This is a genomic window from Cohnella sp. (assembly GCF_041641335.1).
Lineage (GTDB): Bacteria > Bacillota > Bacilli > Paenibacillales > Paenibacillaceae > Cohnella.
Genome location: NZ_JBEPYQ010000071.1, coordinates 12449 through 35856 on the forward strand (window position 1 = coordinate 12449; position 23408 = coordinate 35856).

General features: G+C 56.0%; 17 protein-coding genes and 2 tRNA genes. 5 read left to right on the plus strand and 14 right to left on the minus strand.

Going from position 1 to position 23408, the window contains the following annotated elements:
• Positions 1-125: 125 nt before the first annotated feature.
• From ACESLM_RS21130 to ACESLM_RS21175, 10 genes are all read right to left on the minus strand, one after another.
• Positions 126-1163 carry an MFS transporter gene (locus tag ACESLM_RS21130; RefSeq protein WP_372633941.1) on the minus strand — a complete coding sequence of 346 codons (1038 nt, stop codon included), beginning with the start codon at positions 1161-1163 and terminating at the stop codon, positions 126-128.
• A gap of 41 nt (positions 1164-1204) precedes the next feature.
• Positions 1205-2032 carry a carbohydrate ABC transporter permease gene (locus ACESLM_RS21135; protein WP_372633943.1) on the minus strand — a complete coding sequence of 276 codons (828 nt, stop codon included), beginning with the start codon at positions 2030-2032 and terminating at the stop codon, positions 1205-1207.
• Between the two features lie 10 nt (positions 2033-2042).
• Positions 2043-2927, minus strand: coding sequence for a carbohydrate ABC transporter permease (locus ACESLM_RS21140; RefSeq protein ID WP_372633946.1), 885 nt, complete (start codon positions 2925-2927; stop codon positions 2043-2045).
• Positions 2928-2989: 62 nt separating this feature from the next.
• Positions 2990-4288, minus strand: a complete 1299-nt coding sequence (locus ACESLM_RS21145; protein WP_372633949.1) for an ABC transporter substrate-binding protein — start codon at positions 4286-4288, stop codon at positions 2990-2992.
• Between the two features lie 59 nt (positions 4289-4347).
• A complete protein-coding gene (melA, locus tag ACESLM_RS21150) occupies positions 4348-5652 on the minus strand; it encodes an alpha-galactosidase (RefSeq protein WP_372633952.1) in 1305 nt (434 codons plus the stop codon).
• Positions 5653-5874: 222 nt separating this feature from the next.
• The gene (locus ACESLM_RS21155; RefSeq protein ID WP_372633955.1) at positions 5875-6918 is read right to left on the minus strand and encodes a LacI family DNA-binding transcriptional regulator; all 1044 of its coding nucleotides are present in this window, start codon (positions 6916-6918) and stop codon (positions 5875-5877) included.
• 136 nt (positions 6919-7054) lie between these two features.
• Positions 7055-7130, minus strand: a tRNA-Thr gene (locus ACESLM_RS21160).
• A gap of 86 nt (positions 7131-7216) precedes the next feature.
• A complete protein-coding gene (locus ACESLM_RS21165) occupies positions 7217-8089 on the minus strand; it encodes a glycoside hydrolase family 25 protein (RefSeq protein ID WP_372633958.1) in 873 nt (290 codons plus the stop codon).
• A 156-nt stretch (positions 8090-8245) separates the two neighbouring features.
• Positions 8246-8321, minus strand: a tRNA-Thr gene (locus tag ACESLM_RS21170).
• A gap of 73 nt (positions 8322-8394) precedes the next feature.
• Positions 8395-9540 (minus strand): HD-GYP domain-containing protein, encoded by a 1146-nt coding sequence (locus ACESLM_RS21175; RefSeq protein ID WP_372633961.1) that lies wholly within the window; start codon positions 9538-9540, stop codon positions 8395-8397.
• 203 nt (positions 9541-9743) lie between these two features.
• Between ACESLM_RS21175 and ACESLM_RS21180 the strand changes: the two genes are divergently transcribed.
• The 4 genes from ACESLM_RS21180 to ACESLM_RS21195 all read left to right on the plus strand — a co-directional run bounded on the left by ACESLM_RS21180 (position 9744) and on the right by ACESLM_RS21195 (position 15068).
• Positions 9744-10409: a response regulator transcription factor gene (locus ACESLM_RS21180; protein WP_372633964.1), complete on the plus strand. Its 666-nt coding sequence runs from the start codon at positions 9744-9746 to the stop codon at positions 10407-10409.
• 78 nt (positions 10410-10487) lie between these two features.
• The gene (locus ACESLM_RS21185; RefSeq protein WP_372633967.1) at positions 10488-12455 is read left to right on the plus strand and encodes a sensor histidine kinase; all 1968 of its coding nucleotides are present in this window, start codon (positions 10488-10490) and stop codon (positions 12453-12455) included.
• Positions 12452-14425 carry a sensor histidine kinase gene (locus tag ACESLM_RS21190; RefSeq protein WP_372633970.1) on the plus strand — a complete coding sequence of 658 codons (1974 nt, stop codon included), beginning with the start codon at positions 12452-12454 and terminating at the stop codon, positions 14423-14425. The genes ACESLM_RS21185 and ACESLM_RS21190 overlap by 4 nt, the downstream gene beginning before the upstream one ends.
• A 34-nt stretch (positions 14426-14459) precedes the next feature.
• Positions 14460-15068, plus strand: coding sequence for a DUF3298 and DUF4163 domain-containing protein (locus tag ACESLM_RS21195; protein ID WP_372633973.1), 609 nt, complete (start codon positions 14460-14462; stop codon positions 15066-15068).
• A gap of 303 nt (positions 15069-15371) precedes the next feature.
• Here ACESLM_RS21195 and ACESLM_RS21200 read toward each other — a convergent pair whose 3' ends face one another.
• Positions 15372-16538, minus strand: coding sequence for a phosphodiester glycosidase family protein (locus ACESLM_RS21200; RefSeq protein WP_372633975.1), 1167 nt, complete (start codon positions 16536-16538; stop codon positions 15372-15374).
• Positions 16539-16753: 215 nt separating this feature from the next.
• Positions 16754-17605 (minus strand): MurR/RpiR family transcriptional regulator, encoded by an 852-nt coding sequence (locus ACESLM_RS21205; RefSeq protein WP_372633978.1) that lies wholly within the window; start codon positions 17603-17605, stop codon positions 16754-16756.
• Positions 17606-17779: 174 nt separating this feature from the next.
• Here ACESLM_RS21205 and ACESLM_RS21210 point away from each other — a divergent pair, with 174 nt between their 5' ends.
• The gene (locus tag ACESLM_RS21210) at positions 17780-18655 is read left to right on the plus strand and encodes an aldose epimerase family protein (protein WP_372633981.1); all 876 of its coding nucleotides are present in this window, start codon (positions 17780-17782) and stop codon (positions 18653-18655) included.
• 85 nt (positions 18656-18740) lie between these two features.
• Here ACESLM_RS21210 and ACESLM_RS21215 read toward each other — a convergent pair whose 3' ends face one another.
• Complete coding sequence (locus ACESLM_RS21215) at positions 18741-19643, minus strand: TetR/AcrR family transcriptional regulator (protein ID WP_372633983.1); 903 nt, start codon at positions 19641-19643, stop codon at positions 18741-18743.
• A gap of 33 nt (positions 19644-19676) precedes the next feature.
• A complete protein-coding gene (locus ACESLM_RS21220; RefSeq protein WP_372633986.1) occupies positions 19677-22844 on the minus strand; it encodes an efflux RND transporter permease subunit in 3168 nt (1055 codons plus the stop codon).
• Positions 22845-23408 lie beyond the last annotated feature (564 nt).

A 23408-nucleotide genomic window follows, 5' to 3' on the forward strand; every position in this document is an offset into this window, starting at 1 on the left:
GCCGCGCCCTGAAGAGTCCCCGCGCAAGCGAACGCGATCCAGAGCGCATCCGCGCGAAGCGAATCGGCCAGCGGAAGCAGAACGACCAGCGGAACGACTCTGCCGAAATTCAGAAGGGCTTCATATTAAACGACGGATTCGATCCGAAAGGAGCCCCTCAACGGAAGCTTGTCCGTCTCGGCAAAAAAGCGGGAAATAAACGTATTGTGATAGATCGGATTCAAGCAGGCGACAACGAACAAAAACGCAAGCGTCTGCGCCGCCCCCATCCCCCCGGACAGAACCAAGGCGCTGAGCGCGATGCCGAAGGAGCATACGCGCATATAGACGGAAGCGCGCTCCATCCTGCCCCGGCGCGACATGTAAAAGCTTGCCCCCACCGAGACGAGAGAGGTCGCCGCCAGCGCAATGCTGACGATATTTTCACGATCGAATACCTCGTAGAGCAGCAGCGCCGGAATGAACAGCGTAAGTCCCTCCAGAAAGCCCGTGCAAAACCAGAGACCAAGCAGCCTTGACCACAGCGGATTCCGCCGCGCCATCAGCCTTGTCAGTCCAAGCATATAACGTCTCCGTCGCGAAGGTTGTTTGCCGATATACAGGGAAATGACGAACACGGCCGCGAAGACGGTCAGAGTCAAGCCGAAGGCGTACAGGTAACCGGTCAAGCTCATGCTTCCTCCGATCAGCCATCCGCCCGCGAGCGGTCCGATCAAGCCGGCTCCGGTCAAGGTCACCGTGCTGATACCGACATATCGAACCCGGTTCATCTTGGCCGACACGTCGTACAGCAGCACCAGAATGCCGGCCCAGTAGAATCCGACCGCAAGCCCTTGGCAAAGCGCGATCGCGCCATATATTCGGACAATTCCATCCCCGAGAATCAGGATCAGGGCAAAAAACGTCATGTGAAGAATCAGACTGATCCGCAGCGTATGCAGCCGGTCATATCTTTTGGCGACGCCTCCCCCTATCCAGAAGCCCAGCGGCGTCAGCGCGTAGAACAATGCATTATATACGAGATTAAGCGTGAACGATTCGCTGAGCCGCAAAAAATAGATGTTGAAAAACGTAACGGATACGGAGCTGCCGAAAATGAACAGCCCATGCATCGCCAAGGTCAAGACCGCATCCCGCGGCATGCGGTCCTTGCGAATATCCATGCATCAAGCTCCCCCGGAACACGGATGAACGTCGGCCGCTCTTATTTAAAGCCGGTCATCGTTAATCCTTTGATGAATTGCTTCTGGAAGATCAGGAAGATGATGACTACCGGAATCATGATCAGCACCGCGGCCGACATGACGACGTTGTAGTTCACCACGTTCTGCCCGTTGAAGAACACGAGCGCCAGCGGAACGGTCATTTTCGACTCTTCGTTCAAAATAATCAGCGGCCACAAATAGTTGTTCCACGCGGCCATGAACGAGAAGATCGCGAGCGCCGACAACGCCGGCTTGATCTGCGGCATGACGAGCGACCAGAACGTGCGGAACTCGGAGGCCCCGTCCATCCGCGCCGCTTCGATCAATTCGCTCGGAATCGCTTCGATGAACTGCTTGGCCATAAAAATGCCGAAAGCGCTAACCAGATAAGGAATGACGATCGCCGACAGATCGTTAACCAGGTTAAGCTTGGAAATGATGACATACATCGGAACCATCACGATTTGAAACGGCACCATCATGGTCGCCAAAATGACGACGAACAACAGACGCTTGCCGCGAAACCGGAACTTGGCGAAAACGTACCCGGCCAACGCGCTCGTGAACATCGCGCCGACCGTGACGATGGCCGAAGTCGACAGGCTGTTGAGGAACCAGCGAAAGAAAGGCACCTCTCCCAGCACTTTCTTGTAGCCCGCCAGAGTCGGCTTCTGCGGAAGCAAATGATTGGACGCGGTCAAAATTTCCGAATTGCTCTTGAACGAGGTGAGCACCATCCATAAATAGGGTACGAACATCAGCAACGACCCGATCAACAGCGCCGTAAACAGCAGCGAATAAGACAGCTTTCTTTTTTTCGTCCGCATGTCGTCCTCCTTAATGCTCCCATTGGGATCGCCCGATTCGCATTTGGATCAGGGTCAGAACGAGAATAATCAGCAGCATGACGAACGCCATGGCGGACGCGTAGCTCATGTTCATGTACGTGAAGGCTTGATCGTAGATGTTCAGCGCCAGAACGTAGGTTTCATACAAGGGTCCGCCCTTGGTCATGATCTGGAACTGAGGGAACATCTGGAAATAAGAGATGCTTGTCATAATGAAGACGAACAGCATCGTGCGGCTGAGCATGGGCAGCGTAATGCTCCAGAAGACGTGCCAGGGAGAGGCGCCGTCCAGCTCCGCCGCTTCATAGAGAGACTCGGGAATGGAATCGAGCCCGGCCATGAACAGCACGATATTGTAGCCGACATCGGCCCATAGCGTCATGATGATGACGGACAGAAGCGCCGTGGACGGGTCTGTCAGCCAATCGATCTGGGGCAGCCCCAGCATCTGGAACGCCATGTTCACGACCCCGCTGTCCGCGTTGAACATCGTTGTCCAGATGACCGCCGAGCCGGCCAGCGGCGCGATCGCGGGGAGGAAGAACATCGTGCGAAAGCTGTTTTTCCAGAATCGGCCCCGAATCTTGTTAATGCCTACCGCAATCATCAACGTGAACGCGATATTCGCCGGAATCGCCACCAGGACGAAGACGAAGGTGATCCGCAGCGATTTGTAGAACAGCTCGTCGGCAAACAGCTCCCGAATATGCTTCAAGCCCGCGAACGGAACGTTAGAGGATAAGGGTGAATAGTCAAAAAACATCAGCACGGTGCCGATTCCGATCGGGAGAATGGAAAATACCGCAAACAAAAGAACGATCGGCGCCAACGACAAGAAAATAAACCTTCGCTCGGATACTTGCTGCTTCGACATCTATGAACCGCCTCCAATCGAGGATCGGGAGGTCCGAACGTCTCCCGATCCCGCATCATCGCTTATTGCTTGGACTTCAACATTTTGTTGATGTCCGTCTCCGCCTTCTTCAGACCGTCCTGCAAGCCCTTCTTGTTGTAGGCGATCGCGGCGAACGTATCGATGATGACCTTGAAGAAATAGTCCCGGTCGGCCAGCGGCCCGATCCAGCGGCCGTTCGGAAGAGCTTCCACGGCCGCCTTGACGTGCGGCGCGCTCTCCAGATACTTCGGATCCTCGGCAACGTGCTTATTCGCCGGAATGGAAGAGGTTTGAAGATTCCAGGCGAGCGCGTTCTCCTCCTCCATCATGAATTGAACGAACTCCCAAGCGGCTTGACTGTTCGGACTTTGCTTGGATACGACCTCTCCCCAGCCCGATTCGGAGCTGAACACCGCCGGATGATCCGTGAAGGACGGAATCGGCATATAATCGAAGTCTTGAACGTTAAACGTGTTGATCCCTTCGGCTATCGTCCAAGGTCCCGCCGTCGTCATCGCGGACTGTCCTTTGAAGAACACCATGTAAGGCTCTTCCGTCGTTCCCAGCTTGGACAGGTCGGTGACCTTGTGCACATTCACCAGGTCGACCAGCTCCTGCATCGCCTTCTCGGCCTCCGGCGTGGAGAAGCTGACCTGTGTCCGATCCTCGTTCCAGAAATCGGCGCCCTGCTGCTGAATCAGCGCGAGGAAGTAAAACACGATACTGTCGTTGGAGGTGATGTCCAACCCCCGAACGGTAATTTTATCGCCATTGCGCTTGGTTAATTTTTTGGCGTCCTCGATCAGCTCCTCCCAAGTTGCCGGATCCTTGTCGATGCCCGCTTCCTGGAACATTTTCGGATAACGCAGAGCCGCGCCGTTCTCGATGTTGAACTCGTGGGGAACGCCGTACACTTGTCCGTCGTACTGAAATCCGCCGATGGCTGCAGGATACACTTCGGCTTCCAGCTCGGCTCCGTTCGGCGCCGGCTCCAGCAATCCGTTCTTCGCGTATTCCCGCACCCAGGTGCCGAACATTTGCACGATATCCGGCGGCGTTTTCGTATTCATCGCCACGCGAATTTTTTGCACGAACGCATCGTACGGAAACACCTGAAGATCGATTGTCACATGAGGCTTCACTTTCTTGTAATCCGCAATCAGCTTTTTGTTCGCTTCGACGAAGGAAGGGCTTTCGTGAACCCACCAGACGAGCTTGATCGGCTTGTCCCCGCCTTCTCCGTCCGTATTCGCGGCGTTGTTGCCGCTGCTGGAGCAGCCTGCAAGCGCAAGGCTTGCCGTCAGCATAAGAGTCATGATCCATTCCAGCGTCTTTTTCATGAAACGTTCCCCCCGATTGAAATGGATGATAAATTCATGCAACGCCTTATCTTCAGCGGTTAACGAAGCTCCGCAATGTACGGCTTCTCCGCTTCATACAGTTCGTCGAACATCGATTGAATTTCTTCGAGAGAGCAGACCGCGGACGTCAGCGGATCGATCATCAGCGCATGCAGCGCGGCCTCCTTGTCGCGATTCAGCACGGCCGACACCGCCAGTTCAAAGAACGCCATATTGCTTCGGCACAAGGCGGCCAGATGCTCCGGCAGCTTCCCGAAATGGGTCGGATGAATCCCGTTGCGATCGATCAGACAGGCGACCTCGACGACTCCGTCGTTCGACAGATTGTCGATTAATCCGCGATTGGCGACATTGCCGTAGATGACCTTCGGGGTATGATTAATCATTGCGTCCATAATGACGGCTGCGTACTCATTGGAGGATTCGAAGCTGATTTCTTCCTCTCCGGAAATGCGGCGCAAAATTTGCTCGTCGTTCTCCTGTCTCCAGATCGGCCAATTGTTGGCGTAAAATCCGGTGCCCCCGTTGTAGCCGACTCCGCAATGCCGTTCGAGCAAGTCCTCGCGCTTGCGATAGTAAGGAATATATTCCGAGAAATGACCGCTCGATTCGGAGACGAACGCGCCCAAATACTTCATGGCATCCAATCTTACCGGGTCCTTCCTCAGAAGCTCGGGATTTTTCATCCTCTCTTTCAGCTCGGGATATAGATCCTGTCCGTTCCGGGACAATTCCGTGAACCAGGACATATGGTTGATGCCCCCTGCCTTCCACTTCAACTCCTCGTACGGAACGTCCAAATACTTCGCAAGCTGCGAGGACGTATTCTGGATCGAGTGACATAAGCCGACAACGGGGATCTGCGTCGTTCTGACGGTCGCCAGCGTCACCGCGGACATCGGATTCGTATAGTTCAGGATCACGCAATCTGGACAGTAGGCTTCGATATCACGAACGATTTCCAGCCAGGCCGGAAGCGTTCTCAGCGTTTTGAACAGCCCACCCGGTCCCAGCGTATCGCCGATGCATTGCTTCACCCCGTACTTCAACGGAATCTCGTATTCGTACTTGACGGTTTGCAGCCCGTGTACTTCGATTTGATTAATGACGAAGCTCGAGCCGGGAAGAACTTCCTTGCGATCCGTGGAAGCGACGACGTTCCAGCTTCTGCCCGCGAGGGATACGACCTTCTCTACCAACTGCCTGGCCAGATCCAACCGTACCGGATCCAGGTCGATCAGGCCGACCGTCACGTCGTTGCCCAGATTCGGAATGTTGATCATATCCACGACGATATCCTTGGTGAAACTGCTGCCTGCTCCTATAATCGTCACTTTGTTCATGAGTTTACTCCTTTATGCTTCTGTTTATTTGGGCCCAAATTCACTGATTATTTTCGTAAAATTTTCGCCCAAAGTTTCTAAGACCATCTTAATTCCTTTGGGGCAAAGCTGTCAACGAGAAAGTTGGATTTTTAACGGAAGAACGTCTCTCATAGCGAAAAGCCGCTTTCCCGACTTCGGAAAAGCAGCTTCTTTACGGTCTTGCACTATTCGGATTTTTGCCTATGGTTTGGGCAGTGTCGAAGAACGCCTGATCTTCAATTCGTAGGGAAGCAGCGCCTTAATCGGGAAGCTGAGCCTGCCATCCAAATAATCGGACAACAAATAGGCCGCCGTCAGGCCGATCTCATATTTGGGAACATGAATCGTAGATAACGGAGGGGAGGTGTATTGCGAAATCTCGATATTGTCCACTCCGAAAAACGCGATATCCTCCGGCACGCGCAGCCCGACTTCCGTCACGGCGCGCATGGCCGCAATAGCCATGACGTCGCTTGCCACGAAGAACGCAGTCGGCAATTCGGCCGGCGACTCCCGCACCAATCGGCTCATCAATTCAAAACTGGTCTCGATCTGCCATTCGGCGTTCAGAATCCATTTTTCCTCCGGCTCGATGCCGGCTTCGAGCAATGCGTAGCGATACCCCCGGAATCGCTTTTCGCGGGACATGTCTCCGGACAGCCCCAGACCGCCGATGAAGCCGATCCTTCGGTGGCCTTGCCCGATCAAATGCCTGACCGCCGCTTGGGAAGCGGACACCCGGTCGTAGGAAACCGTCGGAATGGTCGGGTCGTTCACGTCGACGCCGACGATGGTCGGAATATGTTTTTTTAGCGCCTCGTAGATCGGCGGATCGATTCCTTCAATGACAACCGCTCCGTCTACCTGGCTGTCCTGAATGATCTGCTCCTGCACGGAAGGATCCCGGAGCTCGTCCCTCGTATGAATGAAAGCCAGACTGTACCCTCTGTCGGACAGACCTTTCTCTATGCCTTTTAACACGAGCGAAAAGTAAGGATACGAATAGTTTTCCTGAGGGAGCGAAATAATGCAGCCGGCGCGCTTGTTCGGGACCGGCTTGGCGCCCCCGTCTCCAACCGAACGCCTCGACCACCCGCTCGTGCGGTACCCAAGCTCCTTGGCGGCAGTTAATATTTTTTCTTTCGTAACGGCGTTGACGATCTTGCTGTCATCGTTGTTCAGCACCCGGGATACGGTCGATATCGAGACGCCCACCTTTTCGGCAATATCTTTTAAAGTAGCCACCTTTTCACCGCCTTATTTTTTGGGCCCAAATCGAACTTCTTCATCATAACGAAAATAGACCGCGCCTGTCAAACGGTAATCAAAGCGAAAAAGCACTCCATTCCTTATGCAGGAATAGAATGCTTGCTTGCGATGGTGGTGCCGACTAGAGGACTTGAACCCCCAACCTACTGATTACAAGTCAGTTGCTCTACCAATTGAGCTAAGTCGGCTTATAGAATTTCTAGGCTCACAAGAAAAGATAATACCATCTTTCGACACGCAACGCAAGCGTTCAGCGATCATCGCCAAATTCCTTTTAAACCTTCTGATATCCCATAGTTCTAAGCGATACGGCTACCGCTCTCCAGAACTCCATCGTGCCGGTCGGATCGCTCATCTGCGCCACGACGCTCTCTCCGAATTCGCTCACGAACCATTTCGGCGCGGGAATTTTGGCGGTCGCGGATTCCAGCTGCTTCGTCAGCGACTCCGCCGTTCCGGCCAGCTGCGCGACTTGCGCGCTCAATTGCTCGAGTGCTTCCCTTTCTTCCTTTGTCATCGGCTCATCCTCCTCGGCGTAACGGCCGTAAAATTCCGCCTCCATCGCATTCAGATCGACATTGCCCGCGATTCCCGCCACTCGTCCCTTGTCCGAGTATTGGAAGATCGCCCACCTGTCCCACGTGGAATTGTTCATCGGCTTGTCGACGCCGTAATGGGCGATCCAGAGCGGCCACCCCGCCAATTCCTTGCCCAGATACGTCCGGGCGAAGCTCGCTCCGCTGTAGATCATCGCGCGTCTTCCGCTGGCCCGTTCCAGCTCCGTCAGGAACGCCGCGCACCACTGAGTCAGCGATCTCGCGCCAAGCCTGGACGCCTCGCCCTCCACATCAAGCACGAGCGGCCAGTGACAAGGGTAACCGGCAACGGTCGAGGCGAAATGCCGCGCCTCCTTGACCGCGTCATTATTGTTTTCGGGTCGGGCGTAATGGTAATACCCGACTTTAATTCCCGCCGAGCTTGCCGACAGCGCGTTCGCCCGAAGCCGGGAATCCACGCCGGACACTCCTTCGGTGGCCTTGATAAACACATATTTGACGCCGTCCGCCGCGACCTTCGACCAATCAATGGCTCCCTGCCAGTGGCTTACGTCGATTCCTTTCACATTCGTGCTGCTCCTCGCCTGCATTCCACACTCCCCCCCTCCTCCATGCTTGTATCCTATTCAGGAACCGTCTTGGCGGAGGCGGCGCTCGTACAGACGGTTTTACGGTGTCCGGTCCGGGAACGCAAAAAGCGCGCCTCCGAAAGCCTCGGAAGACGCGCCGTTAAAGGATTTATTTAGTGGTGCTGATGAAGGGATTCGAACCCCCGACCTACGCATTACGAATGCGTTGCTCTACCAGCTGAGCTACATCAGCAAATCCTTTATTATCTTAGTCATTTCGGGAGCAAAAGTCAAGCGATTTTGCTCTGGTTTTTTATGGTTTTTCATCAGACGACATGAAACGTTCTGTTCGAGCGCACTTCACGCCGCTCCGATGCCTCGTTCCCCGTCGATTGTTCGCTGCCGACTCCGCTGATCATCAGGTGCAGCTGGCGCTTCAGATCGACTTCGTACGGCTTGGTCAGCAGCTCGCCTTCGGAGGAACGGATGACGCGGACGATCGGGCGCTGCTTCGTGTCTTCGTGAAGCGCGGAGACGACGCCCAGCTCGCCCGTGCTGAGGCGCACCGACGTCCCCCTCGGGAACAACGCCATGTTGTCGCGCAGCCTGCACACCTTGTCCGTGTCGTACAAGGTTCCGGCGCCTCCATACAGCACTTCCAGAGCTTCGTGCGGCAGCATCGGAACGCCGTTGCCCCGCCCGTTGACCAGCGTATCGAACATGTCGAAAATGCTGATCCACTGATGGTGCGGATGAATTTTTCTCCCTTCCAGCCCGAACGGATAACCGCTGCCGTCCAGTCGCTCGTGATGGAACAGAGCGCAATGGGCCGCCATAATCGGAAAGCCGCTGTCCCGAAGCAGCTTGTAGCCGAGCTCCGCATGCTTCATATAAGATTGGTCGTTCTGCGTCACGCGCGACTTCAAGCCTTCCGGAAGCTGCAGTCTGCCGACGTCGTGCAGCATCGCGCCGATTGCCAGCGCATGCAGATCCTCGGAATCCAAACCTTCTTCCAAGCCGAGACGGGTCGCGCAGACGCCCACGTTCATCGCATGCTCGAGAAAATGCTGCTTATCCCCGTCCGTCAGCGTCGTCGTCAAATGCACGGGCAAGCTGAGATCGTTACGGCGAGATTTCAAGTCGTCCACCAGCAGCTTCGTCGCATCGTATACGAAACGAACGACGTTCGGAGACAACTTCTCCTTTTCGCTGCTCAACAGCTCGTCCATCACGTGGGTCAGCGCACCGTGCAAGACGATCACCGTCTCGTCGCGAATCGCCTGATCCGGAGCGATATCTTCCGTGCCCTGCTCCTCGATATGGAGATACGGCATCCCTAACTGCTGCAATCGCTTGATCGCATGTTCAGTCAGTACGAATCCTCTTCCGGCCAGCACGTGGCCTTGTTCCGTATAGATCGATCGTCCCAGCTTCATTCCCGGACGGCATTGACTCGTGTGCATGATGATCATGCTTTCCACTCCCTTTTTCGGCTTGCAAGAGGCCTCGCATCCCCGTTTCATGGCCTAATCGTATCGAACCCTCGCGTCATATGACCAGTGACCCCTGTCACCGTTTCCGTCATGTATGCGGTTAAAGGGAGATTCGGAAAGAGTTGCGTCTGTTCAAATTCACGCGATGCTCTATAATGGAAAAGAAAGGGGAGAAAGTACGCATGCTTAAAGTATTGATTGCCGACGATCAAGCGTTGATGAGAGACGGCCTGCAAACGATTCTCCAGCTGGAGGACGACATAGAGGTCATCGCCACCGCCGAGAACGGCGAAGAGGCTTGCCGGCTTGTCGGAGTCCACGATCCGGATCTGGTCCTGATGGACATCCGCATGCCGGTCATGAACGGGATCGAAGCGGTCAAGAAGCTGCGCGCCGAATCCCCGCATACGAAAGTGCTCGTACTGACGACATTCGACGAGGATGAATACATTATCGAAGCTCTGGCAAGCGGAGCGGTCGGTTTTCTGCTCAAGGACATTCCGACCGAGAAGCTGCTGCAAGCGATCCGCGATGCGGCGCAAGGAGAAATCATGCTCCCCTCGGCGATCGCCGTCAAGCTGGCCGCCCGACTGGCTTCGCCCTCGCCCGCAGCCGGCAAGGCTCCCGCTGCTCGCTCGCGCGGACGGACCGCCGATCTGAAATTCACCAACCGCGAGATGAGCATCATCGCCTTGATGGTGGAGGGCCGCACGAATAGGGAGATCGCCCAGTTGCTCTTCATGAGCGAAGGCACCGTCAAAAATTACATCAGCGCCATCTACGACAAGATAGGCACGAACGACAGAACGCAAGCCGTCATCTGGTTAAAAGACATGACTATTATATGACCGCCGTCACTAGGCCGCTTCGTTCGCCGCAGGTACAATGATAACAGCGTCGCAAGCCGGGGCGCGCCCGTTGGAGGAATGAAGTTGGTCGGAAGCGGCGTTCGCAATCATCTGCCGTTGTTGCGCATCTTGGCGGTATTGATCGGCCTTCATGTCCTTTTGGCATGGAGTTTGGTCGTTATGGGGCGCGGCTTCAACTCCACCGGACTGCCCCAGAACGCTTGGAGCTGGACTCCCGCTTCGACTCAGGATTCCGCGACTCCATCGGAGGGCTGGCTTCCTTATTCGGACAAGCCCGGGCATCCGTCGAACTCCTCCTTTTACTGGCTTCGCGTACCTCTCGATCCGACCGGCTTCCGAGACCCCCGTTTATTCGTTCTCAACGCGGTCGCCCTCTCCGTATACGACGGCAGAGAGCTGCTCTACGCCTACGACCCGAAAGACCGTAACCATAGATTAAACCTCCTGTATCACTGGAACCTCGTTCCGCTATCGGCGCCGGTTCCCTCCGAGATTTATATGCTGCTCGACGACCGGAGGCTCGATCGGCTTCCGTTGTTCATCCGCCAGGTTTCCTACGGGGATTTCGTATCCTCCCTGATTCGGAAAGAAACCTACGCATTCGTCTTGTTCGCGCTCTTCCTGTTCAGCGCATGCTTGGCCATGGGCCTGTACGCCATTCGCCGGGAACGACTCCATCTCTACTTCGCGCTGATGGCGCTATGCGGCTGTTACGCGGCGATTGCCCGGACCTATCTGCTTCAGCTGTTCTGGGATCAGCCGTGGCTGAGCTATCTGGACTTCGCCATTTTCCCTCTCGGGGTGTTCGGATTTCTGGGCATCATCATCGAAGTGCTCGACAAGAAGCTTACCGGATCGCTTCGAGGAATCAGTCGAATCATTCTGGGCTTCTCGCTCCTCTCGCTCTCGAGCGCCTTCGTTCTGGACGTCGAGTGGTTCGGGTGGCTGCTCAGCTATCCCATGCTTGCCATGTTCCTGGTTACGGCGGGTTATCTGTTCCACGCTCTATGGAGAGCTTATCAGCAAAGACAGGGCCCGGAATCGATCTGGATGATGGCTGGCTTCTTCATCGTGACCTCTACCGCGCTTCTATACGTTGTCCGTACTTATTTGTCGGTCTTTTTTGCGAAGATGCGCTATAGCTTGCCGTTCTTGAACGTGCTGGAATACGACTTTCTGTCCATTTCCCTGCTCCTGTTCTTAATCTGTCTGGTGCGCGTCATCCTGTACCGTTTCGGGCAGATGAACGTTCGGCTGAAGCAGTTTAACCAAGCTTTGGAGACCAGCGTCCAGACCCGTACCGCAGAGCTGCAAGAGAGGGAAGAGCAGCTTCGCGAAGCGAACGTCCGGCTGTCCGGCACGATGAGAGACACGGCCGAGTCGATCGCCTCCTCCATCGTTCTAGAGGAACGTCATCGGCTGACCGGAGCGATCCACGACACGATCGGCCATTCCTTGACGGCGACGCTTGTTCAATTGGAAGCCGCCAAACGGCTGCTTCCCCGCGACCCGGAGCTGGCTCTCTCCAAGCTGGACGCTTCGCAGCAATTGGTCAGAAGGGGCTTCGAAGAAGTCCGCGACTCCGTCCGTCTGCTCCGGGACGACTCTACCCGTTACGATCTGGCCGCCGCGATTCGGCAACTGATCGAGGAGACCGCCGGATCGACGGGAGCCGTTATCGACAGCCGGATTTCCGAGCTGCCGGACAGCTTCTCGACGCTGCAGAAGAGAGTGATCTTCCAAGCGCTTCAGGAAGGCTTGACCAACGGCTTGAGGCATGGCGACAGCCGACGGTTCGATTTTGAGCTGACTGTCGACGATACCCGGCTTTATTTCCGTTTGGCCAGCGACGGAAGAACCTACCTTCCTTCCGAATACGGATTTGGCTTAAGGGCAATGTCCGAGAGAATTGCCGATCTCGGTGGAGAAATGGTCATCGAGCCGGGCGACCCGGGCTGCGTGCTAACGCTGTCGCTGCCCTGCCCGTCTTCCGAGGATACCGGGAAAGGAGCGAGGCAGGCATGAGCAGCGCAAGCTTCTGGGGAAGCCGATTTCCCCTGTATCGCGCGTTAGCGATTTTGATCGTTCTGCTGATCGGCTTCGGTTTCACCTTGTCCGCCTTCCAGCGGAATAACGAGCTGATCTTCTCGCTCCGGGGCAAGGACTGGCAGATGGCCCCCGCTCCATCCTTCAGCGATGCGCGGCCTCCCGAATCCGGCTGGCAAAGCTACAACACGAAGGAGATACGGGCCGAACAAGCGTATTGGCTTCGGATACCGTTGCCGGCCGCGAAGCTGGACGACCCCCATCTTCAGATTCGCAATTTCTCCAGCATGAAGGTGTACGACAGGGGAACCATCCACTACGAATACGCGTATAACGCCGCCGACAAACGGACGAAGAACGGGTTCAGCTGGAAGTTCATTCCGCTGTCCGCTCCTTTGTCCGACGAGATCTATTTGCTTGTCCAGTACTCGAAGCATTTTCCGATAGATAGCCGGATAGGGCTTGGAAACAAAGCCGATCTGCTCGACGCGATGTTCCGCTACGATATCGACAACCTGGTGTTGGGGTTTCTCCTTCTGTTCTGCAGCTTGATCGGATTGGGGCTGTTTGCGAGCCAGCGCGACGCATTGTATCTGTACTTCTCGCTGCTGTCTTTTACCGGCGGCTTCGGAGCGCTCGTGTGCAACCATCTGTTCATGGTCCTATGGAACAGTCCGGTTCCCGGCCACTTCCAGGATGCCTGCATGCCGGTTGGCGCCTATGCGTTCATTGGCGCGTTGTCGCATTTGTATCCGGATATTTACAGGCGCGTGCTCCGTTTCTTCCGCAGGCTGCTGCTGCTCTACTCCGCGTTGACGATTGCCAGCGCGCTGTTCAGCTTCGCCGCCTACGTCCAGGCGGTCGTCGCTTTCGCTCCGCTGTTCCTTGTCGTCTTATCGCTGGCCTTTTGGACGATGAGTACCGCTTATCGCGCAAAGCAAGATGTGGAGTCCGTCTGGATTCTTGCCGGCTTCCTGTCTTTGGTCACGATTACAGGCATTCATATGTACCGGGTCGCGCTGTACACGTTCTTCCCGCGCGAAGTGAATGCCCTGCTGCGCTGGATGTTCGAGCTGCCGGTCGATTTGCTCTTCTGGGGACTGTTCGCGTTCGTCGTCTGCCTGATTCGCGTCATCGTCCATCGCTACACGGCCATGAACCGGCAATTGACCGAATTCAATCGGTCGCTGGAACAAGCCGTTCAGACACGAACGGCGCAGCTAAGGGAGCGAAAGGAACAGCTCGAATCGGCTCACGAAAACCTGGGGGCGTCCATACGGGAAAATGCGGAGGCGTTGGCGGAGGCGATGAGGCTGGAGGAAAGGCACCGGATTACCGGCAGCATTCACCATACGGTAGGACAGACGCTCAGCGCCACGATCGTGCAGCTGGAAGCGGCCAAACGCTTGATCGAACGCGACCGCCTTCTGGCGGAGGAGAAGCTTGAATCGGCGCAAAGCCTTATCCGCACCGGGCTGGAGGATATACGCCGATCCGTCCGCATTCTGCGGGAGGACGACTCTTATTACGATCTGGTCGGCTCGCTCGGAGCGTTGTTCCGGGATGCCGAACAATCCCGCGGCTGCATCGTCGAATACGATTTCAATTCCGATTCTCTCCCTGACACCTTGGACACTTTGCAGAAAAGGGTCGTATTCCAGACGCTCCAGCAAGGAATCGATCTCGGGGTGAAAATGAATCGGGGCCGCCCCTGCAGCTTCCGGCTCTCCGTGCATATGGACGCGGCATGGATGAACCTCCGTTTTGTCCGCCTGGACGCCGCTCCTCCTTCAGCTGCGGATCTGGAATTCGGCTTGCAGACGATCGCGGAACGGGCCGAACGAATAGGGGGAAGCCTGACGAGCGAGACAGACCGCTTGGGCTTCGCGCTTAAGCTGTCTCTGCCTCTCGTATCACACGATTCCTTCGACCTGCATAGACTGGGATGATGACAATAGCCCATGCAGGCAAGGGGGAATGCAGATGAACGGACAGACGTTAATGCTGCCGATCCGAACGCGAACGTTCACCGCGAAGAACGTCAAGGTTAACGTGCCCTACGTGAGCGGCGGAACGTCGCTCGCGGCGCAGGAGAAGATGAACGACGCGATCGCGGAAGCGACGCAGCGGCTCATGAAGGATCAGGGCTTTCCCAGCGACGACATCCAGCAGATGGACGGCACTTACGAAATCAAGACGAATGAGAGAGGCGTACTCAGCCTTTCTCTTCTGAACTATGTTTTTACGGGCGGCGCCCACGGCAACACACTGCAGCGCTCGCTTACGTTCGACGCCGACACCGGCCTCAGCTACAAGCTCGGCGAGCTGTTCAAGCCGGGAACCGACTACAAAGCCCGCTTGAACAAAATCATCGAAGCGCAGATCAAGTCCCGGGATATGCCTCTGCTCGGTCCCTACCCCGGCATCAGCGACGACCAGGAGTTCTATATCGCCGACAAATCCCTGGTCATCTACTTTCAACTGTACGATCTCGTCCCTTACGCGTGGGGCTTCCCCTACTTCCCGATCTCGGTGTTCGAAATCCAGGACCTCATCGACGAAGACGGCCCTCTCGGCATGATGATGTATTGACAGGAACGGCGAGGAAAGCGGCTGTCTCATAAGTAAGGGCGTACAAGATTATCGATGAAAAAAGAAGGGCATCTATCTCCTGGAGACTGCCTCATACGGTCCTGAAACCGCCCTGTGACGGGTTAACCAATCAAATTTCAGGATCGGGGTTCGGGGTCCCCGCAAAGTAATCGGAATAAGCTTCGAAGCTTAACGTCACTTTGTGGGGTATCTTGCAGCGGAAGGAGATAGATGCCCATTACCCTGCATCCATCGATAATCGTTTAGTACGCCTCTTTTTACTTATGAGACAGCCCCTTCAGTCTACCATTTGCCCGCATCGATCTCGGATGGCTTTAGTCCCGCCCAGATGTTCGGCACGTCTACCGTTTCCGGATGCTCGAATACGAGGAAGGCGGTCGGCAAGTATCTCTCCCCGGACGAAGAGGACGGCTTGTTGACGATCTCTCCGCCCTCGGTGACGAGCACAGTCGAAGAGCCTCCGTCCAGATTGGCCGCGATGACCGCGCCATGCTCAAGCAGAATTTCCTGCGCGTCGTACAGCGTGGCGCCGATGCTGTATCCCGGCTGCCTCCCGTCGATGAGCAGGAACAGAATCGCGCCGTCCTCGCGCTGTCCCATGACGGTGCGCGGCGCGACTCCCCATCCTTGCGAGCGATTCGGAATCAGCCCTTTGCCGTTCACGATGATTCTCGGCGAGAAGCTGACCGCTTCGGAGATGCCCAGCTTCATCAGCTCGTCGATCGAATATTTGCCGGCAAGCATCTTGCCGTCCTTGTCGATGCCGACGATCTGCACGCTCTTCGCGCTGCCCAGGCCGTTGTAGTAAATCTTCCCCTGACTGATGACAAGTCCGATCGGCTTAAAGCCGTTGCCTCTCCAGTTCGGATCGGCGAAGCCTCCCGCGTTCACCCCCGCAAGCGCGCCCGTCCGTTTCACCATGCTGGACACCTTCTCGCCCCGTCCCGTTTTGCCCGGCACGACAAGCCGCACTTTTTTCGGATCGCGCACCGTCAGCAGATAGCCGTGAAACCCTTCCCCGTCAACCTCCTTCACGGAGATCAGTTCCTCGGGCACCTGTCCCTCCGACGCCTGCTCCCCTTCGGCCGGAATCGTATGCGTATCGCGTTCCTCGCCCATCTCTTCGAACTGCTGCGCATACCGGGCGACTCGCTCCCGAAGCGCCTTCTCGCCGATAATGTATTTCGCCCATTCCCTATGCTGCGTCGTGATGAGCGAGTCCGCCAGCATATAACGATACGTATTGCCCGATGGGGTGAGATAGAACCAGGCCGCGAACAGAACAACGGACAAGCCCCCCGCGACAAAAACGAATTTGTATAAGCTCCACAACAACGATCGCTTTCTTCTGACCGTCTTTCTGCCGCCGGCAGGCGCGGCCGTCTTCGCGCTGCTGCCGCTTGCGGATAACGAAGACGCCTTGGAGGATCTCGGCGGTAATGGCTGCATGGACGTCCACGCTCCTATGCTCTCTATATATTGTACCTCCTTTATACGAGACTCGAAGCGAGGTTGTTGCTTACGCAACAAAAAAAGCCGCGTGAGCGGCCAGAACGAACCGTTTCTATCGAGTTCTTCCTTATCGCGGAGGAGCCTGCTATTCCCACTCGCTCGAACGCGGATGCCGCAGCCAGTCCTTCCTCTGCCGCGCAAACGACAGACGGCTATAGCTTGGGCTGTTTAACCGCCAGCTTCGTCCTTTCCAGCGCTCGTATGTTCTCCTCGTAATTCTGCGTGACCAAACCCACGTACAAAATATCGATGACATTAAGCTGCGCGATCCGCGACGCCATCGCTCCGAGCCGATAGTGCTTCTCCAAATTGCTCGTGAACAGAGGAATGTCGGCCAATTCAGCAATCGGGTTGCTGCCGAACTGGGTCAGCGAGATGAGCACGGCTCCTCGCTCCTTCGCCACCTGAAAAGCATGCAGCACCCCTTCATTATGGCCCGTGTACGAAATGCCGAGCACCGCATCCTCCTCGGTCAAGCCCGAAGCGATGATCGCCTGCATGTCCTCGCTGTATCCGACCTCGCACCATTTGTTGAGCCGCATCACCTTGATCTTGAAATCCTCCGCCACGACCGACGACGCCCCGATGCCGAATACGCCGATCTTTCTTGCGACGGCAAGACGCCGAATCGCCTGTTCAACCGAGTCTTTGGACAGCACGCTCACCGAATCCTTGATCGACTTGGCGTTGTTGTGCGATACGAATTTGATCAACTCCTCCGTGTCGCCTCCGACGCGGAAAAGCTGGTAATCGTCCCCGACCTCGCCCGACAAAGCCAGATCCGCCGCGATCCGCAGCTTTAGCTCCTTGAAGCCGTTGCACCGCAGCGAGCGAGCCATCCGGACAATCGTCGCCTGGCTCACCTTCGTCTCGTTGGCCAGCTTCTGAACGGACATGTCGATAATGTCCTTGGGATGATCCAGAATATAACGGGCCACTCGCTGCTCCATGGACGGCAGCGTATCGTATGCGCCTTCTATGCTGACAAGCAAACCTTTAAGCATATCATCACCCTCACCCTCTGCCGACCGCATCTGAGGCCCATTCTAGCTTTTCATCCCCGTAATGGCAATACCTCGAACAAAAGAACGCCAAAATACCTTTACGAGCGCATACGCCTCCCTGAATTGTAAGGTATAATGGAGTGGACAAACGCGAAGATCCAGGAGGAACGAACCTTGAGCGCCCACGAAAATAATACGATTCGCACCTATACCGACGGCTTCCCGCTGTACGAGCTGAAGGAAGAAAGCACCGATTCGTCCTTCGTCGTCTGCCCCGAGCGCGGGGGAATCGCAACGAGCTGCCGTCTGCACGGACAAGAGCTGTTTTACTTGGACCGGGAGACGTTCCTGAATCCGCAGGCGAATATCCGGGGAGGCAATCCCGTTCTGTTCCCGATCGCGGGCCAGCTCGTAAACGGGGAATACGAATGGAACGACACGACGTACCGGATGAAAAACCACGGAGTGGCGCGGACTGCCGCATGGGAAGTCGTGGAGACCGGCACATCGGGCTCGGCGTCCATTACGTTGTCCCTGCGCAGCAATGCGGAAACTCTGGCCGCATATCCGTTCGAGTTCGAGCTGAGATTCACTTATCGTCTCAAGGACGGCATTCTCTCGATCGAACAGAAATACCGCAACCTGTCGAATGAACCGCTGCCGATGGTCGCCGGCTTCCATCCGTATTTCGCCACGGAAAGCAAAAATCTCACCTACGGCACGGACGCCACCCGCATGCTCGATTACAACGACATGCAGGAGAAGCCGTTCGACGGATACTTGAAGCTGGAAGGAATGGTCGAATCGGCGGCGTTGCTGGATGCGCGCAAGCCGGAGATCTCCTTCCCGCTGAGTCAAGGCCGAAGAGTTCGCTTGACTTACAGCGAGCAGTTCCGTTACGTCGTGCTGTGGTCGGTGGAAGGCAAGCCGTTCGTGTGCGTGGAGCCGTGGACGGCGCTGAACGAAGCGCTTAACAGCAAGCAAGGACTGCTGACGGTAGCGCCGGGGGAAACGCTGGAGCTTGCCCTGAACTTCTCTCTGGAAGATTAGCTTACGGCAAAAAGGGGTTGCCCTTAAGTCATGATTATTACTTAAGGGCAACCCCTTTTCAGGACATATCCCGCATTAGCGTTCTCTACGCATTCGCTCCGCCAATCAAGCCGTCCAGACGATTGAAGGTCTCCTCCAGATCGTCGGCAGCATGCTCCTTCAGCAAAGCCAACATCCCTTTCACCAACAAACGATGGCCCGTCGCTGGCTTCTCGACGATCTCCTTCAGCAGAGCAAGCGCGTCGAGCAGGTCGCGCTGCACGTCCTCCCCGCGTTCGGAGGCAGTTGCGACAATTTTCCCTTCTAGCTTGGCCAGCAATTGCAGCTCCTCGGTCACAATCTCTTCCGTTAATCCGGCCATGTTCCGCAGCTTGGCAAGATCCATCGGGGGCAGCATCGGCGTCTCTCCGGAACGAAGCAGCCCGTTCACCAGATCGTCCAGCCGCCGCAATATATACCGGCTTAATTGCCGTTCGTCGAACACCTGCTCCTCAAAAAGAAGCGCTTCGAAATACTGCGACCACATTCCCGACACCAACGCGGACGCATCCGCCAAATAAGGAGCCGCGGGCTCGCCGTAGATCGCGGCCAAGTGGGAGACGTTCCACAGCTGCGATTTCGCGCGAAGCCGGACGATCATCTCCTGGATTGGCGGATGCAATCCGGTAGACGGCTCCTTGATCAGCATCTTCATAAAGTCCAGATGCTTAAGGATGAACCGGTACTGGCGCTCGAGCTGGACGATGAACTTCTCCCGGGGAGGAAGAATCGTCTCCCCGGGCTGCTCCCGCATTTCCATGAACAGCAACTCGCCGTAATATTCAATAAGCGAGACGAGAAGATCGTCCTTGGACTTGAAGTAGAAGTAGATAGAGCCTTTGGCCATTCCCAGCTCGTCGACGATCTCCTGGATCGATGTCGCGTTGAATCCTTTGCGAGCAAAGCAGCGAAGCGCGGCTTCGAGAATCAGCTTCTTCTTATCCTGCACGGCTGTCTACCCTTTCTTGCGACGCCGATTGCCTTAAGCGTTCGCGTTTTTCGGTTTCCTTCTCATTTTCATCAACAGCTCGTAGATGATCGGAACGATCAGAAGCGTCAGCAGCGTGGAGCTGATCAGACCTCCGATAACCGTCACGCCGAGTCCTTTGGAAATAATGCCTGCGCTCTCGAATCCGAACGCCAGCGGCAGCAGGGCGCCGATCGTCGCCAGTGCGGTCATCAGAATCGGGCGAAGACGGGTACCGCCCGCTTCGAGCAGCGCTTCGCGAGTGGACAATCCGTCGCGCTCCTTGTGAATGACGCGGTCGATGAGCACGATCGCGTTGGTCACGACGATCCCGATCAGCATAAGCGCACCCATCAGAGCCGACACGCTGAGCGTCTCGCCGGTCAAGTACAGAGCCACCAATCCGCCGATAATCGCGAACGGCAGGGAGAACATGATCGCGAATGGAGCGAGACCGCCGCCGAACGTAAGCACGAGCGCCAAGTATACGATGGCGATGGCCGCGAGCATGGCCAGGCCGAGCTGCGTAAACGTCTCGTTGATCTGCTCGGTTACGCCGCCGAATTGCACGTCGACTCCGGACGGAAGCTGCAGCTCGTCAACCTTCGCCTGCAGATCGCTCGATACTTTGGCCACATCCGACTTCGTGATGTTGCCGGTCACGTTAACGACCATTTTGCCGTTTTGTCTGGCGATCGAGTTCGGAGATGTTCCTTCTTCAATCGTAGCCACTTCCCCGATCGACACTTCGATTCCGAGCGGCGAGCGCAGCTTTTTGGCCAGAATGTCGTCCGCGCTCTTGTATTCCGCTTGCTCGACCGCGACGTACACGTTGTACCGCTTGCCGTCCTCCTCGATCTGGGTCAGCACCGGACGAATGCGCTGAGGGCTAAGCTCCATCGCGATCTGACCGGCTACGAGCCCGTACTGGCTCAGCTTCTCCTGATCGGCGACGAACGTGTATTGCTCGTAAGTCTTGGACAGGCTTGTTTTGACCTTCTCGAACGAATCGTCGGCATTCATCAGATCGGCGATCTGATTGGCGACCGGAGCGATCTGGTCGAGAGATTCGCCGAAGACGCTCAGGCTGAACTGGCTTCCGCCGAGTCCGCCGGTCTGGTCCATCTCGGCCCATTCTCCCGTCGGAACCGCCTTGCGCAGTTCTTCGATTAGAGCTTCCTTCTTGTCGGCAAAATCCTTCGTCTTGCTGTCGTATTGCAGGAAAAACAATCCCGACTTGGACGGACCCGGCTGCAGCGGATTTTCGCCGCCGACGGAGTATTGTACGCTTGTGATATCCGATTGATCCATAATGATTTTCTCGGCGATGAGCGCCTTCTGCTCTACGTCTTCGATGCGATCGCCCGGGTCGGGGCTGTACGTCACCATCGCGTATTTGTCTTCCTGCTCCGGCAAGAAGCTCGCGCCGATCAGAGGGATAAGGAACAAGCTTCCGACCAGCAGCGCGAACGAGACGACCAGCGTAATGATTTTGTGGTTCAACGCGGCGGTCAAGATGCGGCGATAGCCTTGGGCCATCTTCCCGTTGTTCTCTTCATGGTCGTGGCCTTTGCCTTCCTTTACGCCGTTCTTGAACATCTGATGGGCCAGCATCGGCACTACCGTAACCGCTACGAGCAAGGACGCCAACAGCGCGAATACGATCGTCAGAGCGAACGGCAGGAAAATTTGGCCGACCATGCCGCTGACGAGCCCGAGCGGCAAGAATACGGCGATCGTAACGATCGTCGAGGACATGATCGGAAGGAACATCTCCTTCGTCGCTTCCTTGACCAACTCGGCGCCTTTGAGTTTCTCGCCTTTCAACGACATCCGTCGGTAAATGTTCTCGATGACAACGATCGAGTCGTCGACCACCCGGCCGATCGCGACGGTCATCGCTCCGAGCGTCATAATGTTCAACGTAATGTCGAACTGCTTCAGGAACAGCACCGCGATAATGAGCGACAGCGGAATCGATACGATCGAAATCAGCGTCGTGCGGATGTTTCTCAAGAACAGCAAAATGACGATTACCGCGAACAGCGCTCCGAACAAAGCTTTGCTGAGCATCGTTTCGACGGATTCCTCGATCGGTTTGCCTTGGTCCAGCATGATGTCGAGCTTAAGATCCGTGAACTTCTCCTTCAGCTTATCGGCTTCCGCCTTGACCCCGTTCACCACTTCGACCGTGTTGGCGTCGTTCGCCTTGACGATCTGGATGCCGATAGACTCCGCGCCGTTCGTGCGCGAGATCGATTCGGCTTTGCCTACGGTCTCGATGTCGGCCACGTCTCCGAGCAGTACGGTCGGAAGACCGATGTTCGGCATCTGGGCGTTGTCGATCGCCTCGTCCGTTACCGGAGGCGCGCCGGCATCCGGCAAACCTGCAGCTCCGCCGGGCCCGGCTTGTCCGGCTCCGCCCCCTGCTCCCGCGCCGACAGGAATGACCGGGATCGCGACGTTCTTCAAGTCGTCGATCGTCGTAATTCTGCCGTCGACGACTACCGTCTTCTGCGTCTGGTCGAATTGGAACAGTCCCAGCGGAGCCTTCAGCGCCGAACCTTGGATAATCCCCTTGATCGTATCTTCATTCAAGCCCAGCTCGGCGAGCTTCGCCTGATTAAACTTCAGCGTTACTTCCTGTACGTACTGGCCGGCGATTTGCACGGATGCGACTCCCGACACGCCTTCCAGCGCGGGCTGCGCTTCTTCCGTGACGATTCTCGTCAGCTCTTCCAGGTTCCCATGGCCGGATGCGCTCAAGGAGATGACCGGGAACGAGTTGAACGAAAACTTGGAAATGCTCGGCGCCTGCACCCCTTCGGGCAGCTTGACGTCCGAGGCCGCTTCCCTGAGCTGCGCAACGGCCTGGTCCATGTCTTGCCCGAAGTCGTATTCGATGAAGATCGACGATACGTTCTCCATCGAAGTCGAGGTTATATTTTTGACGCCTTCCGTATTTTTGAGTCTTTTTTCGAGCGGCTCCGTAATATCTTGTACGACCGTATCAGGCGCTGCGCCCGGAGCTACCGTCGTGACGCTAAGGAACGGGAAGCTCAGGTTGGGCAAACTTTCCTGCTTCATGGTCATACCGGAATACAAACCCGCGACGACCACGATAATCGTGATCATCCATAACGCGAATTTGTTCTTAAGCGAAAATCCGATAACACTCTTCATTGTCCTCTTCCTCCTCCAATCTCTCTGATCAAAATCTTATCGAACGATTGGTCGAAAGTCAAATGGACATTATGACAATAGCGCGTATTAACAATGAATTTACTATCGAACGATGGGTCAAATCATTGGGCGACCAGCTATTGAACAGCCGTTCGAAACTAGAGAACCGCCCGCTCCCCTCCGTAGTATCTCCCTTTTTCTAACCTTTCGAATACGGGCGGAAGCTCCGGGAACGGGAGGTTGGCGGACGGTTAGCTCGTGGGGCGGTTCTACTGCGTAAGAAGCGGGAGGTTGGCGGGCGGTTAGCTCGTGGGGCGGTTCTATTGCGGGGAAAGCGCCCGGGAGGGGGGCTGTCCCATAAGTAGGGGCGTAAAAGATTATCGATGAAAAAAAAGTGGGCATCTATCTCCTGGAGACTGCCTCATACGGTCCTGAAATGACCCTGTGACGGGTTTATCCATTCCAAATTTCAGGATCGTATAGCATCGGAGGGAGATAGATGCCCATGACATCATTCCATCGATAATCGTTCAGTACGGCTCTGTTTACTTATGGGACAGCCCC

Bases quoted from the DNA above. Each gene is read 5' to 3' on its own strand.
- ACESLM_RS21165 (WP_372633958.1), bottom strand. From the start codon at position 8,089: ATGCAGGCGAGGAGCAGCACGAATGTGAAAGGAATCGACGTAAGCCAC.
- ACESLM_RS21185 (WP_372633967.1), top strand. From the start codon at position 10,488: ATGAAGTTGGTCGGAAGCGGCGTTCGCAATCATCTGCCGTTGTTGCGC.
- ACESLM_RS21130 (WP_372633941.1), bottom strand. From the start codon at position 1,163: ATGGATATTCGCAAGGACCGCATGCCGCGGGATGCGGTCTTGACCTTG.
- ACESLM_RS21135 (WP_372633943.1), bottom strand. From the start codon at position 2,032: ATGCGGACGAAAAAAAGAAAGCTGTCTTATTCGCTGCTGTTTACGGCG.
- melA (WP_372633952.1), bottom strand. From the start codon at position 5,652: ATGAACAAAGTGACGATTATAGGAGCAGGCAGCAGTTTCACCAAGGAT.
- ACESLM_RS21190 (WP_372633970.1), top strand. From the start codon at position 12,452: ATGAGCAGCGCAAGCTTCTGGGGAAGCCGATTTCCCCTGTATCGCGCG.
- ACESLM_RS21200 (WP_372633975.1), bottom strand. From the start codon at position 16,538: ATGCAGCCATTACCGCCGAGATCCTCCAAGGCGTCTTCGTTATCCGCA.
- ACESLM_RS21180 (WP_372633964.1), top strand. From the start codon at position 9,744: ATGCTTAAAGTATTGATTGCCGACGATCAAGCGTTGATGAGAGACGGC.
- ACESLM_RS21220 (WP_372633986.1), bottom strand. From the start codon at position 22,844: ATGAAGAGTGTTATCGGATTTTCGCTTAAGAACAAATTCGCGTTATGG.
- ACESLM_RS21205 (WP_372633978.1), bottom strand. From the start codon at position 17,605: ATGCTTAAAGGTTTGCTTGTCAGCATAGAAGGCGCATACGATACGCTG.
- ACESLM_RS21145 (WP_372633949.1), bottom strand. From the start codon at position 4,288: ATGAAAAAGACGCTGGAATGGATCATGACTCTTATGCTGACGGCAAGC.
- ACESLM_RS21195 (WP_372633973.1), top strand. From the start codon at position 14,460: ATGAACGGACAGACGTTAATGCTGCCGATCCGAACGCGAACGTTCACC.
- ACESLM_RS21140 (WP_372633946.1), bottom strand. From the start codon at position 2,927: ATGTCGAAGCAGCAAGTATCCGAGCGAAGGTTTATTTTCTTGTCGTTG.
- ACESLM_RS21175 (WP_372633961.1), bottom strand. From the start codon at position 9,540: ATGATCATCATGCACACGAGTCAATGCCGTCCGGGAATGAAGCTGGGA.